Origin of the sequence: Streptomyces paradoxus (genome assembly GCF_014202475.1) — a bacterium.
Taxonomy (GTDB): domain Bacteria; phylum Actinomycetota; class Actinomycetes; order Streptomycetales; family Streptomycetaceae; genus Streptomyces; species Streptomyces paradoxus.
Window position 1 is genome coordinate 26674 of record NZ_JACHGV010000003.1, and the last position, 14638, is coordinate 41311.

The 14638-nt window shown below is 71.4% G+C and carries 15 protein-coding genes; 8 read left to right on the forward strand and 7 right to left on the reverse strand.

Annotated features, from left to right (window positions below; all coding sequences use genetic code 11):
• Positions 1-90 precede the first annotated feature (90 nt).
• Complete coding sequence (gene lysS / locus HNR57_RS09730) at positions 91-1836, forward strand: lysine--tRNA ligase (RefSeq protein WP_184558971.1); 1746 nt, start codon at positions 91-93, stop codon at positions 1834-1836.
• Positions 1837-1920: 84 nt separating this feature from the next.
• On the opposite strand, the gene HNR57_RS09735 is transcribed toward lysS, so the two are convergent.
• From HNR57_RS09735 to HNR57_RS09745, 3 genes are all read right to left on the reverse strand, one after another.
• Positions 1921-3198: a DUF2637 domain-containing protein gene (locus HNR57_RS09735; RefSeq protein WP_184558973.1), complete on the reverse strand. Its 1278-nt coding sequence runs from the start codon at positions 3196-3198 to the stop codon at positions 1921-1923.
• A 113-nt stretch (positions 3199-3311) separates the two neighbouring features.
• Complete coding sequence (locus HNR57_RS09740) at positions 3312-4202, reverse strand: DUF3558 family protein (RefSeq protein WP_184558975.1); 891 nt, start codon at positions 4200-4202, stop codon at positions 3312-3314.
• Positions 4203-4321: 119 nt separating this feature from the next.
• Positions 4322-5140, reverse strand: a complete 819-nt coding sequence (locus HNR57_RS09745) for a DUF3558 domain-containing protein (protein ID WP_184558977.1) — start codon at positions 5138-5140, stop codon at positions 4322-4324.
• Between the two features lie 171 nt (positions 5141-5311).
• On the opposite strand from HNR57_RS09745, the gene HNR57_RS09750 reads away from it, so the two are divergent.
• Positions 5312-6505 carry an RtcB family protein gene (locus tag HNR57_RS09750; protein ID WP_184558979.1) on the forward strand — a complete coding sequence of 398 codons (1194 nt, stop codon included), beginning with the start codon at positions 5312-5314 and terminating at the stop codon, positions 6503-6505.
• A gap of 6 nt (positions 6506-6511) precedes the next feature.
• On the opposite strand, the gene HNR57_RS09755 is transcribed toward HNR57_RS09750, so the two are convergent.
• Positions 6512-7288 carry an SDR family NAD(P)-dependent oxidoreductase gene (locus tag HNR57_RS09755; RefSeq protein ID WP_184558981.1) on the reverse strand — a complete coding sequence of 259 codons (777 nt, stop codon included), beginning with the start codon at positions 7286-7288 and terminating at the stop codon, positions 6512-6514.
• Positions 7289-7412: 124 nt separating this feature from the next.
• Here HNR57_RS09755 and HNR57_RS09760 point away from each other — a divergent pair, with 124 nt between their 5' ends.
• Positions 7413-7847 (forward strand): ester cyclase, encoded by a 435-nt coding sequence (locus HNR57_RS09760; protein ID WP_184558983.1) that lies wholly within the window; start codon positions 7413-7415, stop codon positions 7845-7847.
• 20 nt (positions 7848-7867) lie between these two features.
• Here HNR57_RS09760 and HNR57_RS09765 read toward each other — a convergent pair whose 3' ends face one another.
• Positions 7868-8203 (reverse strand): YnfA family protein, encoded by a 336-nt coding sequence (locus HNR57_RS09765; RefSeq protein WP_184558985.1) that lies wholly within the window; start codon positions 8201-8203, stop codon positions 7868-7870.
• Between the two features lie 38 nt (positions 8204-8241).
• Positions 8242-8649 (reverse strand): winged helix-turn-helix transcriptional regulator, encoded by a 408-nt coding sequence (locus HNR57_RS09770; RefSeq protein ID WP_184558987.1) that lies wholly within the window; start codon positions 8647-8649, stop codon positions 8242-8244.
• A 125-nt stretch (positions 8650-8774) separates the two neighbouring features.
• On the opposite strand from HNR57_RS09770, the gene HNR57_RS09775 reads away from it, so the two are divergent.
• The 4 genes from HNR57_RS09775 (at position 8775) to HNR57_RS09790 (ending at position 13235) form a co-directional block, all read left to right on the forward strand.
• Complete coding sequence (locus HNR57_RS09775) at positions 8775-9668, forward strand: NADP-dependent oxidoreductase (protein WP_184558989.1); 894 nt, start codon at positions 8775-8777, stop codon at positions 9666-9668.
• A 219-nt stretch (positions 9669-9887) separates the two neighbouring features.
• On the forward strand, positions 9888-10964 hold the full coding sequence (locus HNR57_RS09780; RefSeq protein ID WP_184558991.1) for an LLM class flavin-dependent oxidoreductase: 1077 nt from the start codon (positions 9888-9890) through the stop codon (positions 10962-10964).
• 117 nt (positions 10965-11081) lie between these two features.
• Entirely contained in the window at positions 11082-11801 is a 720-nt protein-coding gene (locus HNR57_RS09785) for a response regulator transcription factor (RefSeq protein WP_184558993.1), read from the forward strand.
• Positions 11802-13235: a sensor histidine kinase gene (locus HNR57_RS09790; RefSeq protein WP_184558995.1), complete on the forward strand. Its 1434-nt coding sequence runs from the start codon at positions 11802-11804 to the stop codon at positions 13233-13235.
• 47 nt (positions 13236-13282) lie between these two features.
• Here HNR57_RS09790 and HNR57_RS09795 read toward each other — a convergent pair whose 3' ends face one another.
• The gene (locus HNR57_RS09795; RefSeq protein WP_184558997.1) at positions 13283-14083 is read right to left on the reverse strand and encodes a GNAT family N-acetyltransferase; all 801 of its coding nucleotides are present in this window, start codon (positions 14081-14083) and stop codon (positions 13283-13285) included.
• Positions 14084-14262: 179 nt separating this feature from the next.
• On the opposite strand from HNR57_RS09795, the gene HNR57_RS09800 reads away from it, so the two are divergent.
• Positions 14263-14622 carry a hypothetical protein gene (locus HNR57_RS09800; protein WP_184558999.1) on the forward strand — a complete coding sequence of 120 codons (360 nt, stop codon included), beginning with the start codon at positions 14263-14265 and terminating at the stop codon, positions 14620-14622.
• The last annotated feature ends 16 nt before the right edge of the window (positions 14623-14638 follow it).

Below are 14638 nucleotides of genomic sequence, written 5' to 3' on the forward strand. Positions count from 1 at the left end.
TAAAGCCGTTTTTCTGGGCGCAAGGGGGTCTGGGACAATGGTGCGGTCAGCCGTGCGACCGTACCGGCTGCCCGATGCAGAAAGAAGGACGTGCCGATCGTGGCTCAGAGCACCGAGACCACCGACTGGGTCTCCCGTTTCGCGGATGAGGTCATCGAGGAGTCGGAGCGCCGGGCCCCGGGCAAACCCGTCGTCGTCGCGTCCGGTCTCTCCCCGTCCGGGCCCATCCACCTCGGGAACCTGCGCGAGGTCATGACCCCGCACCTCGTCGCCGACGAGATCCGCCGCCGGGGCCACCAGGTGCGCCACCTGATCTCCTGGGACGACTACGACCGGTACCGCAAGGTCCCGGCCGGGATCGCGGGCGTCGACGAGTCGTGGGCCGAGCACATCGGCAAGCCTCTGACGTCCGTCCCGGCGCCCAAGGGCTCCTCGCACCCGAACTGGGCCGAGCACTTCAAGGCCGCGATGATCGAGTCGCTGGCCGAGCTGGGCGTGGAGTTCGACGGGATCAGCCAGACCGAGCAGTACACCTCCGGCGTGTACCGCGAGCAGATCCTGCACGCCATCAAGCACCGCGGCGACATCGACGCGATCCTCGCCCAGTACCGCACGAAGAAGGCCCCGGCCAAGAAGCAGCAGGGCCAGAAGCCGGTCGACGAGGCCGAGCTGGAGGCCGCCGAGGGCTCCGGCGCGGCCGGCGAGGACGACGGCAGCTCCACCGCCGCCGGCTACTTCCCGTACAAGCCGTTCTGCGGCAACTGCGAGAAGGACCTCACCACCGTCACCTCCTACTCCGACGACTCCACCGAGCTGACGTACGCCTGCACCGCGTGCGGCTTCTCCGAGACGGTCCGGCTGAACGAGTTCAACCGCGGCAAGCTCGTCTGGAAGGTCGACTGGCCCATGCGCTGGGCGTACGAGGGCGTCGTCTTCGAGCCCTCCGGTGTCGACCACTCCTCGCCGGGATCGTCGTTCCAGGTGGGCGGGCAGATCGTCGGCATCTTCGGCGGCAAGCAGCCCATCGGGCCGATGTACGCCTTCGTGGGCATCAGCGGGATGGCGAAGATGTCGTCCTCGCGGGGTGGCGTGCCGACCCCGGCGGACGCCCTGAAGATCATGGAGCCGCAGCTGCTGCGCTGGCTGTACGCGCGGCGCCGGCCCAACCAGTCCTTCAAGGTCGCCTTCGACCAGGAGATCCAGCGGCTCTACGACGAGTGGGACCGGCTGGACGCCAAGGTCGCCGACGGCAGCGCCCTGCCGGCCGACGTCGCCGCGCACTCCCGCGCGGTGCGGACGGCCGCCGGTGAGCTGCCCCGCACGCCCCGGCCGCTGCCGTACCGGACGCTGGCGTCCGTCGCGGACATCACCGCCGGGCACGAGGACCAGGCGCTGCGCATCCTCAGCGAGCTCGACCCGGAGCAGCCGCTGACCTCGCTCGACGAGGCGCGGCCGCGCTACGACAGGGCCGAGGCCTGGATCAACGCGCACGTCCCCGCCGACCAGCGGACCATCGTGCGCGACGAGCCGGACGCCGAGCTGCTGAAGTCGCTCGACGAGCAGGGCCGCGAGTCGCTGCGACTGCTGCTCGACGGGCTGGCGGACCACTGGTCGCTCGACGGTCTGACGCACCTCGTCTACGGCGTGCCGAAGGTCCAGGCCGGGTTCTCCGCCGACGCCACGCCGAAGGAGCTGCCGCCGGAGATCAAGACCGCCCAGCGGTCCTTCTTCGCGCTGCTGTACCACCTGCTGGTGGGCCGGGACACCGGGCCCCGGCTGCCCACGCTGCTGCTGGCGGTGGGGCAGGACCGGGTGCGGGCCCTGCTCGGGGAGTAGGAGCAGGGGCGTACCGGCGCGGTCACGCCGCACGAAGAAGGGGGCCCTCACCCGAGGGCCCCCTTCTTCGTGCCGGTGTGCCGGTCAGGCGATGTGCTCGTCCGTCAGCTCCGCGTTGAGACGGTTGGAGAAGCGCTTCATCATGCGCTTCACCTCGGCCTCGTCCAGGGCGACGCCGTACGTCGCCTCGACGTCGGAGATGAACCCGCGCGGGGTGGGCGCTCCGTTCCCGCCCTTGGTCGACTCACGGAAGACCTGGTAGTAGTCCTCCTCGGTCGGCTCCGGCGGGCCGCCGCCGTCACCCAGCTCACGCGTGCGGCCCGGGCCCACCGGGATCGGGAAACTGCCGGTGTCCTCCGGGGACGGGGCCGGGGCGTCGTGCGGCCGGTCTTCCAGGTACTGCTCGGCCTGCTGCTGCTCCGCGAACCACTGGGCGTACTGCTCCGGGTCGTAGGCCGGGTCGTAGCCGCCCTGGTACTCGACCTCGCGCGGAGTGTTGAACCACGGGCTCTGGTCGGGTCCCGGCTCTGCCTCCGCGTACTCGGCGACCGGGACGCCGTCCAGCTCCGGACGCTGCTCGCCGGGAGGAACCGTCCCCTGGGGGACGGGCGCCGCCCCGACGGCACGACCGCCCGCGGTCCGGTCGGGTGCGGCCGCCGCGTCCAGCGCCTGCCGGGGAGCCGGTGGGATCAGCGCGGGCTCGATGCCCGCCGCCGCCAGCCCCGCCGGAGCCGTCTCCGCCAGCGGCACCCCGTACTTCGCCAGCCGCAGCGGCATCAGGGACTCCACCGGCGCCTTCCTGCGCCACGCCCGCCCGAACCGGGACCGCAGCCGCGCCTGGTAGACCAGCCGCTCCTGCTCCAGCTTGATCACCTGGTCGTAGGAGCGGAGCTCCCAGAGCTTCATGCGGCGCCAGAGGAGGAACGTGGGGACGGGGGAGAGGAGCCAGCGGGTGAGGCGGACGCCCTCCATGTGCTTGTCGGCCGTGATGTCGGCGATACGGCCGATCGCGTGCCGGGCCGCCTCGACCGCGACCACGAACAGGATCGGGATCACCGCGTGCATGCCCACACCGAGCGGATCCGGCCACGCGGCGGCGCCGTTGAAGGCGATCGTCGCCGCCGTCAGCAGCCACGCCGTCTGGCGCAGGAGGGGGAACGGGATCCTGATCCAGGTGAGCAGCAGATCCAGAGCCAGCAGGACACAGATGCCCGCGTCGATGCCGATCGGGAAGACGTAGGAGAAGTTCCCGAAGCCCTTCTTGAGGGCCAACTCGCGGACTGCGGCGTACGAACCGGCGAAGCCGATGCCGGCGATGATCACGGCACCGGCCACGACCACGCCGATGAGAACGCGGTGCATCCGAGTCAGTTGTGGCGCGGCCACCCGTTACTCCCCTCCCCTTGCCTGTTGTTGCGCGCAACAGGGTGGCACACATGTGCGGAGGACGGGTGGCCGGATCCCGTCGGGACTGTTCAGCTCTTCGACGCGGGCTTCTTGGACGGCGAGGCCGAGGCGCCCTTCGAGGGCCCGTCCGACGCCCCCTTGGAAGGCGACTTCGACGCCGGCTTCGACGCCGAGGCGGACGGGGCGCCGCCCGCCTTGCCGCCCTCGCCGTTCGCCTCGGACACCGCGCCCACCGCCTCCTTGGCGGCCTTCTCCGCGTCCTTCAGCATGTCCTTGCCGCTCGGCGTCTTGTCGCCGGCCAGACCAGCGCCGTAGTAGTCCAGCGTGACCACGACGTTCTCGACGCGCGCCACGACCGTCTGCTGCTTGAAGGTGCCTTCCTTCTTCTTCAGGTCGTAGTGCACGGCCGTCGCCTGGTCACCCGTGCCGGTCACCGGCTCCGTCTTGACGCTCTTGGCGCCCTCGACGGCCTGGGCCTCCTGGACCTGCTTCTCGAAGTGCTCCTGGGCGAGCTTGTCCGCCGGGCCACGGGTGACGTCCGACTCGAAGCGCAGCATCGACACGTTCAGCCAGCGGAACTGCGAACCCTTCACGCCGTTGTTGTCGAGGCTGTTCCAGGAGCAGCTGCCCCGGGTCGAGATGTCGTCCGACTTGCCCTCCTTGCCGGACTTGCCCTTCGGAACGAGGTCCTCCAGCGTCTTCTTCGAGAGCACCTTGCACGGCTCCGGAAGCTTGCCGTAGGCCGCCGCCTGCACCGTCGGTGACGGACTCGCCGACGCCGACGCCGCGGCCTTCGCGGCCTTGTCCGTGCTGTCGCCAGAGCCGGAGTCCGAGGAGCAGCCGGCGGCGACCAGCATCACGGGGACGGCGGCCGCGCAGACAAGGGCGCGGTTGCGGCGCTTCGCTCGCTGGTCTCGCTCTACTCGCTGTGCTCGTCGCTGCATGGTTCCTTCACTCATGACGCTCGTGATTCCCTGCGGTCGGAACGGGTCCGAGTGGTCACCGTACGCGGTGAGGCAACCGTGTGTTCTTCCTTCGCGTGCTTTGCGGGCAGGGGTGAAGGGGCCGTGAAGGGGCCTCAGTCCCCCAGTGAATCCGCCAGCTGCGAGGCCAGTTTCTGCGCCCTGTCCTGCATTTCCTTGCTGTCCGGCACGACGCCGACCGTCGTCGGCTGCTCCGCGTACTCGATGGTCACGATGACGTTGGACGTGCGGAACGCCACAGTCACCGTCCGCTGCTTGGCCGTCGAACCGGAACTGCTCAGCCCGTCGTCGAGGAACGCCTCGTCGCCGAGATCCTCCAGCACCCGGGGCTGCAGTTCGGTCGGCGTCGCCGAGGGCGCCACCGAAGGCGACGAGGAACCGGACGGCGAGGGGGAGCCGGCCGGGGAGGCGGCGGAACCGCCCGGCGGGGTGCTGCCGGCGGCCGCCGTCTCGGTGGCCGTCGGGTGGGGCAGGTGGGCCGACGCCTCCTGCTCCGCGAAGAGTTGCTCGGCCTGGCTGTCGTCGCTGACGGCGTTGTCGTAGGAGACGACCCGCTCGAAGTCGATCAGCAGATGGTCGGTGGCCGCCGCGGAGTCCACCTTCCAGCGGCAGCCGACCTTGCGGTCGGTGTCGAAGGTGGTCGTCGGCTCGCCCTCGTAGGCCGTCTCGCGCTGCTCCTCGTCGCTGATCTGCCGGATGCCGGGGAGCAGTTCGTCGAGCGTGCTCTCGCCGACCTCGACGCAGGGGTCGGGCAGGGTGCGGTAGCGGCCGGGCTCGGCGGCGGGCGATGCCGTGCCGGTGTCACCGGGGTTGGAGCCGTCCGTCGGGCCGTCGTCGGCCGAGCCGCCGGTGCAGCCGGCCAGTACCGCCGCGAGGAGCACGGCGATACCGGGTACGCACGCCTTTCGTTGCACGTGGTGGCTCCTCTCGACACGGATATTGGCTTGCCGCCGTACGGCGGGCGATGGACACAATGTGTATCGCACGCACTGCCGTGGACGCCGGTCCGATTTCCCTTTCGTCGACCTTGGCTCCGGTATTTGCTGTTGAAGACTTCTGTTCGGTTACGGGGGATTGAGGGCGTTATGTCGTACGTAGAGATACCGGGTGCGAAGGTACCGATCCGGATGTGGACCGACCCGGCCTCGGTCGAGGGCTCGGCGCTCCAGCAGCTCCAGAACGTCGCCACGCTGCCGTGGATCAAGGGCCTGGCGGTCATGCCCGACGTGCACTACGGCAAGGGCGCGACGGTCGGCTCGGTCATCGCCATGCAGGGTGCGGTGTGCCCGGCGGCGGTGGGCGTCGACATCGGCTGCGGAATGTCGGCGGTGAAGACGTCCCTGACGGCGAACGACCTGCCCGGCGACCTGTCCCGGCTGCGGTCGAGGATCGAGCAGGTGATTCCGGTGGGCCGGGGGATGCATGACGAGCCGGTGGACCCGGGGCGCTTCCACGGGCTGGCCACGGCCGGGTGGGACGGGTTCTGGGGGCGGTTCGACGGGGTCGCCGAAGCGGTCAAGTTCCGTCAGGAACGTGCCACCAAGCAGATGGGAACGCTCGGCGGCGGAAACCACTTTGTCGAAGTTTGCACAGATACGGACGGTTCCGTCTGGCTGATGCTGCACTCCGGTTCCCGGAACATCGGCAAGGAGCTGGCCGAGCATCACATCGGCGTGGCCCAGCAGCTCCCGCACAACCAGGGTCTGGTCGACCGCGACCTCGCGGTCTTCGTCGCGGACACCCCACAGATGGCTGCCTACCGCAACGACCTGTTCTGGGCCCAGGAGTACGCGAAGCACAACCGCTCGATCATGATGGCCCTCCTGAAGGACGTGGTCCGCAAGGAGTTCAAGAAGGCCAAGCCCACCTTCGAACCGGAGATCAGCGCGCATCACAACTACGTGGCCGAGGAGCGCTACGACGGCATGGACCTGCTCGTGACCCGCAAGGGCGCGATCCGGGCCGGCTCCGGCGAGTACGGGATCATCCCCGGCTCCATGGGCACGGGTTCTTACATCGTGAAGGGCCTCGGCAACGCCAAGTCCTTCAACTCCGCGTCGCACGGCGCGGGCCGGCGCATGAGCCGCAACGCGGCCAAGCGCCGGTTCACCACGAAGGACCTGGAGCAGCAGACGCAGGGTGTGGAGTGCCGCAAGGACTCCGGGGTCGTCGACGAGATCCCCGGCGCGTACAAGCCGATCGAGCAGGTCATCGACCAGCAGCGGGACCTCGTGGAGGTCGTGGCGAAGCTGAAGCAGGTCGTCTGCGTGAAGGGCTGACCGGCTCTACGACTCCCGGTGCACCTTCGTGTTCGACGCCTGGGCCCGGGGGCGCAGGACCAGGAGGTCGACGTTGACGTGGGCGGGGCGGGTGACCGCCCACGTGATCGTTTCGGCGACGTCGTCGGCCGTGAGGGGCTCGGCGACGCCCTGGTAGACCTTCGCCGCCTTGGCCTCGTCGCCGCCGAAGCGGGTCAGGGCGAACTCGTCGGTCTTGACCATGCCGGGGGCGATCTCGATGACGCGGACCGGCTGTCCGACGATCTCCAGGCGGAGGGTCTCGGCGAGGACGTGGGCGCCGTGCTTGGCGGCGACATAGCCCCCGCCGCCCTCATAGGTGCCGTGGCCCGCGGTGGAGGAGACGACCACGACCGTGCCGTCGCCGCTCGCGATCAGCTTGGGCAGCAGGGCCTGGGTGAGGTTGAGGGTGCCGATGACGTTCGTCTCGTACATCCGGCGCCAGTCGGCCGGGTCGCCGGTCGCGACCGGGTCGGCGCCGAGCGCGCCGCCCGCGTTGTTCACCAGCACGCCGATCGTCTTGAACGCCGTGGCGAACTCGTCGACCGCGGCGCGGTCGGTGACGTCGAGGGCGTACGCCGTGGCCTGGTGGCCGGCCTTGGTGATCTCCTCGGCCAGGGCCTCGATGCGGTCCTTGCGGCGCGCGGTGAGGACGACGCGGTAGCCCGCCGCCGCGAGCTGCCGGGCCGTGGCGGCGCCGATTCCGCTGCTCGCACCCGTGACGACGGCGATGCGGGAGGCTGCGGGCGGGGCTGCGGTGGCCATGGGTGCTCCTCGGGTCCTCGGGCGTGCGGCGGCCCGGCGTGCGCGCCGGGCTCGCGGCCAGGATAGGCAGGCCCCATGGTGGGAGAATGAGGCTGGGGGGTCCCCTGTTCTCCCGGAGGCGATCATGGGCGAAGCGCGTGAGGTCATGGACCGGCTCACGGACGCGGTCACCAAGCACACGGATCTGAAGGCCGTCGGCGAGCTCTACGCCGAGGACGCGGTCGCCTTCACGCCCGACGAGGGCGAGCTGCGCGGGCGCGACACCATCGTCGAGTACTGGCGGACGATGACGGAGGCGGTTCCCGGGGCGACGTTCGAGGTGCTGCACTCCTACGAGGCCGGTGACACGGCCATCGACGAGGGGATCTACCGCGGCCGCAACACCGGGCCGCTGGAGCTGCCCAACGGTGAGACGCTGCCGCCGACGCAGAAGGAGGTCCGGATCCGCGGGGTGGACATCGCCACGGTGAAGGACGGGCGGATCGTCGACTACCGGCTGTACTTCGACGAGATGGACTTCCTCGGGCAGCTGGGGCTGCTGCCCGACGAGCCGTTCTGAGGCTCCCAAGAGGGGTCCGGTCAGTTTCCCCGCGGGGCGTACATGATCACGGCCATGCCCGCGAGGCAGACCAGCGCGCCCGTGATGTCCCAGCGGTCCGGGCGGTAGCCGTCCGCGACCACGCCCCACAGGATCGAACCGGCGACGAAGATCCCGCCGTACGCGGCGAGGACGCGGCCGAAGTGGGCGTCCGGCTGGAACGTGGCGACGAAGCCGTAGGCGCCGAGCGCGAGGACGCCGCCGGCTGCCCAGAGCCAGCCCTTGTGCTCGCGCACGCCCTGCCAGACGAGCCAGGCACCGCCGATTTCGAGGAGGGCGGCGAGGGAGAAGAGGGCGGCGGAGCGGAGCACGGACATGGCGGTCAGCTTCGCATGCGCGCCCGGTGACGCCGGTGTCAGTCGCCGGGGTTGCCGGCGTCGTAGCGCTCGCGGGCGTCCTTGACCTCGTCGAAGTGGTTCTCCGCCCAGTCCTTCACGGCGGTCAGCAGCAGGGCCAGATTGTGGCCCAGGGGCGTGAGTTCGTAGTCGACGCGGACCGGGACGGACGGGGTGACGGTGCGGGTGAGGAGGCCGTCGCGTTCCAGTGATCGCAGGGTCTGGGTGAGCATCTTGGGGCTGACGCCGGCGATCCTGCGGCCGAGGTCGCTGTAGCGCAGGGGGCCCGGGGCGAGGGCGGACACGACGAGGCTGACCCACTTGTCGCTGATGCGGTCCAGGAGCTGGTTGGTGGGGCAGCTCTTCAGGAACGCGTCGTACTCGATGCGGGCCTGCTCGCGCCGCTGGGCCGCCGTCATCGTGGCCATGGCTCACCTCCGGGGTACGTACGCACTCGCAGGTAACTACTTACCGATGGATAGTAACTCTTCCTAGGGTTGTGCGCAGTGGCCGGGAGAACGTCCCGGCTACCGACGATCCAGGGAGCTTTGCTGTGCGTGCTGTAGTGGTGAACTCGTTCGGTGGACCGGAGGCCGTGGAGGTCGTGGAGACCGAGGTGCCTGAGCCGGGTGCCCGTCAGGTCCGGATCAAGGTCGCGGCGGCCTCCCTGAATCCCGTGGACGCGGGGGTGCGGACCGGTGTCTTCGGGGGTGCGGGCCGGCGGATCGGGCTCGGCTGGGACGTCGCGGGGACGGTGGACGCGGTGGGCGCGGACGGTTCGTGGAGCGTCGGGGACGAGGTGGTGGCGCTCGACTACGGCATGGACAAGCCGCTGGGCACGCATGCCGAGTACGTCGTCGTGGACGCGGACGCGGTGGCCCCGGCGCCCGCCACGGTGGACGCCGTTCACGCGGCGACCCTGCCGCTGAACGCACTGACCGCCGCGCAGGCCCTGGACCGGCTGGAGTTGACGCCGGGCCGGTCGTCGCTGCTGGTGACGGGGGCGGCCGGTGCGGTCGGCGGGTACGCGGTCCGGCTGGCCGCGCACCGGGGGATACCGGTGACCGGGCTGGCACGGGAGGGGGACGAGGCGTTCGTACGGTCCCTGGGGGCCCGGCACGTCACGGGTGACGCCATCGCGGACCGGGACTTCGACGCGGTGCTGGACGCCGCCGTCCTCGGTGAGCCGGCCCTGGCGTGGGTGCGGGACGGGGGCCGGTACATCGGCGTCATCCCGCACGCCGAGCCCGCCTCCGTGCGGGGTGTGCGGACCGGTGCGGTCGAGGTGAGCGCCGACGGGGCCCGGCTGGCGGAGCTGGTGCGGCTGCTGGACGAGGGGGTGCTGACGACGCGGGTGGCCGAGACGTACGCCCTGGACGACGCCATGAAGGCGCACGCCCGGCTGGACGAGGGCGGGGTGCGGGGGCGGCTGGTGCTCGTGCCCTGACGGTGCGCGGCCCGCCCGGGCCTCGACGCCCGGGCCTTGTGGGCACCGGCGCGGGCGAGGGGCAGGGCTTCCCGGGGCCGAGGGGGCCCACCGGGGACCGGCCGACGGGGCCGGCGGGCGTGGTGGGGCCGGTCCGGGCCCCCTTTCGGGAATACCCCCACGTGGGCAGCCGTTCCCCAGGTATAGTTGAACCGTAAACAACCTGGAGGGTGAGCGACCATGCAGTTCGGGATCTTCAGCGTCGGCGACGTCACGCCCGACCCCACCACCGGCCGGACGCCCACGGAGCGCGAGCGGATCAAGGCCATGGTCGCCATCGCGCAGAAGGCCGAGGAGGTGGGGCTCGACGTCTTCGCGACCGGCGAGCACCACAACCCGCCCTTCGTGCCCTCGTCCCCGACCACGATGCTCGGCTACGTCGCGGCCCGCACCGAGCGGCTGATCCTCTCCACGGCCACGACCCTGATCACCACCAACGATCCGGTGAAGATCGCCGAGGACTTCGCGATGCTCCAGCACCTGGCCGACGGCCGGGTGGATCTGATGCTGGGGCGCGGGAACACCGGCCCGGTCTACCCCTGGTTCGGGCAGGACATCCGGCAGGGCATCAACCTCGCCGTCGAGAACTACGCCCTGCTCCACCGCCTGTGGCGCGAGGACGTCGTCGACTGGGAGGGCAAGTTCCGCACGCCTCTCCAGGGCTTCACCGCCACGCCCCGCCCGCTGGACGGCGTCCCGCCGTTCGTCTGGCACGGCTCCATCCGCTCCCCGGAGATCGCCGAGCAGGCCGCGTTCTACGGCGACGGCTTCTTCCACAACAACATCTTCTGGCCGGCCGACCACACCAAGCGCATGGTCGAGCTGTACCGCGAGCGGTACGCCCACTACGGGCACGGCACGCCCGAACAGGCGATCGTCGGGCTCGGCGGGCACGTCTTCATGCGGAAGAACGCGCAGGACGCCGTGCGCGAGTTCCGGCCCTACTTCGACGTCGCCCCGGTCTACGGGCACGGGCCGTCGCTGGAGGACTTCATGGACCAGACGCCGCTGACGGTGGGCTCCCCCCAGCAGGTCATCGAGAAGACGCTGGCCTTCCGGGAGTACGCGGGCGACTACCAGCGCCAGCTGTTCCTGATCGACCACGCCGGGCTGCCGCTGAAGACCGTGCTGGAGCAGATCGACCTGCTGGGCGAGGAGGTCGTGCCGGTGCTGCGCAAGGAGTTCGCCGTGGACCGCCCGGCGGACGTGCCCGACGCCCCCACGCACGCGGCCCGGCTCGCCCGGAGCCGAGGGTGAGGGGACGGTAGGGCCGGCCTCCGCGGTTGCCCGATCCCTGGTGAGAGGGCAGTAAGAAGGACGCTCCGGCGCAGCGCATACGGTTCCGGGAACCCCCGGGCTTGGCACACTGGACGCGTGCCCCAAACAGTGCTGCTCGCCGAAGACGACCGCGCCATCCGCAATGCCCTGGAGCGGGCCCTGACCCTGGAGGGCTACCAGGTCATGGCGGTCGCCGACGGGGTCGAGGCGCTGGCGCAGGCCCACCGCAACCGTCCGGACGTGCTCGTCCTGGACGTGATGATGCCCGGCATCGACGGGCTCCAGGTCTGCCGGGTGCTGCGCGCCGAGGGCGACCGGACGCCCGTGCTGATGCTGACGGCCCTCGTGGAGACCGCCGACCGGATCGCCGGCCTGGACGCGGGCGCCGACGACTACGTCGTCAAGCCCTTCGACGTGGAGGAGGTCTTCGCCCGGCTGCGCGCCCTGCTGCGCCGCACCAGCCCGGTGGGCGCCGGGAGCGCACCGGCGGCCGAGGCGCCCCGGCCCCTGCCGGAGCGGTTCATCGACGCCGCCGGCATCCGCATGGACCCGCAGGCGCGCCGGGTCTGGCGCGGCGCGCGCGAGCTGGAGCTGACCCGCACCGAGTTCGAGCTGCTGGAACTGCTGGTGCGCAACGCGGGCATCGTCCTCGACCACTCGACGATCTACGACCGCATCTGGGGCTACGACTTCGGGCCCGGCTCGAAGAACCTCGCCGTCTACGTCGGCTACCTGCGCCGCAAGCTCGACGAGCCGGACGCGCCGCAGCTGATCCACACGGTCCGGGGCGTGGGTTACGTGCTGCGGGAGGACTGAGTGGGCCGCCTGCGCCGGCTGCTGGTCGGGCGGCGGCCGGGGCTGGTCTCGCTGCGCACCACCTTCGCGGTGTCCTTCGCGGCGGTGACCGCGGCCGTGACGATCCTGGTCGGCATCCTGTCGTACAGCGCCGCCGCGCGGCTGGTGCGGGTGGACCAGCAGACCGTGTTCGACGAGGTCGTGCAGGATCTCCGCGACGAGGTGCGGGAGAACCACATGACGCCCGGCGACTTCTCGTCCGCCGCGCCGGGCCACGACCTGGTGCGGCCGGCCCGGACGGACGTGCAGGTGCTCGGCCCGGACGGGCACGTCGTCGACCGGGGCAGCCCGGGGCTGCCGGTCACCGGCGCCGACGTGCGGATCGCCGCCGCGGCCTCCTCCGGGGAGGTGGCCGAGCACAAGGACGTCGACGTGGGCGACGACGTCTACCGCGTCGCCACCGTCTCCCTCGGCGACGGCCGGGGTGCGGTGCAGGTCGCCCAGGAGTTCAGCGACGTCGAGGACCTGCTGCGGGTGCTCCAGCAGCGGACGCTGCTGCTCGTGGCCGCCGTGGTGGTCGGCGCCGGGCTGTTCGGCTGGTGGCTGGCCCGGCGGATCACGCGCCGCCTGGTCGTGCTGACCGACGCCGCCGAGGACGTCGCCCGCACCCGCCGCCTGGGCATCCAAGTGCCCGTGGCCGGACACGACGAGGTGGGCCGCCTCGGCCGGGCCTTCGACCGCATGCTGGGCCGGCTCGCCCAGTCCGAGGAGGACCAGCGCCGCCTGGTCCAGGACGCGGGCCACGAGCTGCGCACGCCGCTCACCTCGCTGCGCACGAACATCTCCCTGCTGCGCCGGATCGGCGAACTCCCTCCGGAGGCCCGCGAGGAACTGGTCGCCGACCTGGGCCAGGAGGCCCGTGAACTGACCGACCTGGTCAACGAACTGGTGGATCTCGCGGCCGGGCAGTCCGACACCGAGCCGCCGCGGCGGGTGGACGTCGCGGACATCGCCGAGGAGGTGGCGGGGGTGGCCCGGCGGCGCAGCGGCCGGGAGATCCTGCTGCGCGCGAGCGGCGACACCACGACCGACGGCCGGCCCGGGATGCTGACCCGGGCGCTGTCCAACCTCGTCGAGAACGCGGTGAAGTTCGACCAGGGCGGCCGGGCCCCCGTCGAGATCGTCGTCTCGGGGCCCGCCCGCCCCGGCACGATCCGGGTCGAGGTCCTCGACCGCGGCCCGGGCATCGCCGACAGCGACCTCACCCGTGTGTTCGACCGCTTCTACCGGGCCGCCGACGCCCGCTCCCTGCCGGGCTCCGGCCTGGGGCTGTCCATCGTCCGCGAGGTGGCACTGGCGCACGGGGGAGCGCCGTTCGCCTTCCGGCGGGACGGGGGCGGGACGGTCACCGGGTTCACCGTGGGCGGGCGGCCGGCGGCGAACGGCGACGGGTGAGAAGCGGGCGTGCAGCCGGGCCGCCACCGCCGTCGCGAGGCGGTCCGTCAGTCCCCGAGGGAGTAGAACCGCACCGGGGAGTTGGGCCGGAACCCGATCCGCGGGTAGACGGGTGCTCCGGCGGCGGTCGCGTGCAGCGTGGCCCGGGTCAGGCCGGTCGCCCGGGCCCCCTCGTGCAGCGCCTTGCGGGTCACGGCCTCCCCGTACCCTCGCCGCTCCCACGCCGGATTGGTGGCGACGAGCACGACGAAGAGCCGCCCGTCCGCCTCGACGGTGGCGGCGCAGGTCACGGGGACCCCGTCCCGCAGCCCCAGGTACGCGAACACCCCGCTCTTCCACAGCGAGGACCCGGCGAGCCCGTCCCGCCCGTCCTCCAGGGGGAATCCGTAGGCGCGCGAGTTGATGTCCGCGTAGGAGTGCAGGAGTTCGTCGTCACGTACGCGCACGAAGGTCAGCTCGGGGTGGACGGGGTCGGGAACCGGCAGCAGGTCTCCCGCCGTGCCGGTGCCCGGGAAGGCGTACCGCAGCCCCGCCCGCCCGGCGGATTCGTCCAGCGCGGCGCGTGCCGGGCCGTCGAGCAGATCCTCGAAGACCCACAGGAACCCGGAGTGGGATTTCGACCGCATGATCCCGGCGGCCTCGTCCAGCCGCTGCTTCAGCAGTCCGGGGTCCGCGCCGACGTCGGTCAGGGTCACGCAGTTCCAGAAGGCGAACCGGCAGTCGGCCCACCGCACGGCGATGCCCGGCAGGTCGCGCACGTCGGCATCCGGATCCCGGTCGAGCACCATGGCCCGCCAGACCGTTGCGAGCTGCTCCACCGATTCGACCGACTCCGCGAGATCACGCACCAGGGCCCCCTCAGGTCACCGACTTCCGCCGCACTCCTACTGCCCGTCAGACGCCCGGCTCATCCACCGGCCCGGCGAGGGCACGTCGTCCGGGGGAGAAGCGCGGCGTGCGCCCGGCCGGTCCCTGTTTCGCGACCACCCGAGGCGCCCGGCCGGACCGTTGCATAAAATCCACTCCCATGGCGAAGCCCGACGAGCTGATCGTTGACATCGCTGCCCGTGTGGAGTCCGGGCAGAGCACTCAGATGTCCCTGACCGTGGTCACCGGTGGTGCTGTCATCACCGGCAGGCTGGCTCCAGAAGCCGTGTGGAGGCAGAGAGTCTCGGAGGTGCTGACCAACTCCGCCCGGCTGGGCGAGTTCTCCGCGGTCTTCGACACCCCGGTGGAGAAGGGCGGGCCACCGACACATCTGCACTTCCACGTCGCCCGCATCCTCCAGGGCACCGTGGGGATCCCGGAGACGGGCGGGATGTACCGCGTCGCGATCGAGGACGTCAGTGCCTGGACCGTGGGGGACTTCAGCTACTCGGATCACTGACCCGGCACCCTCGGTC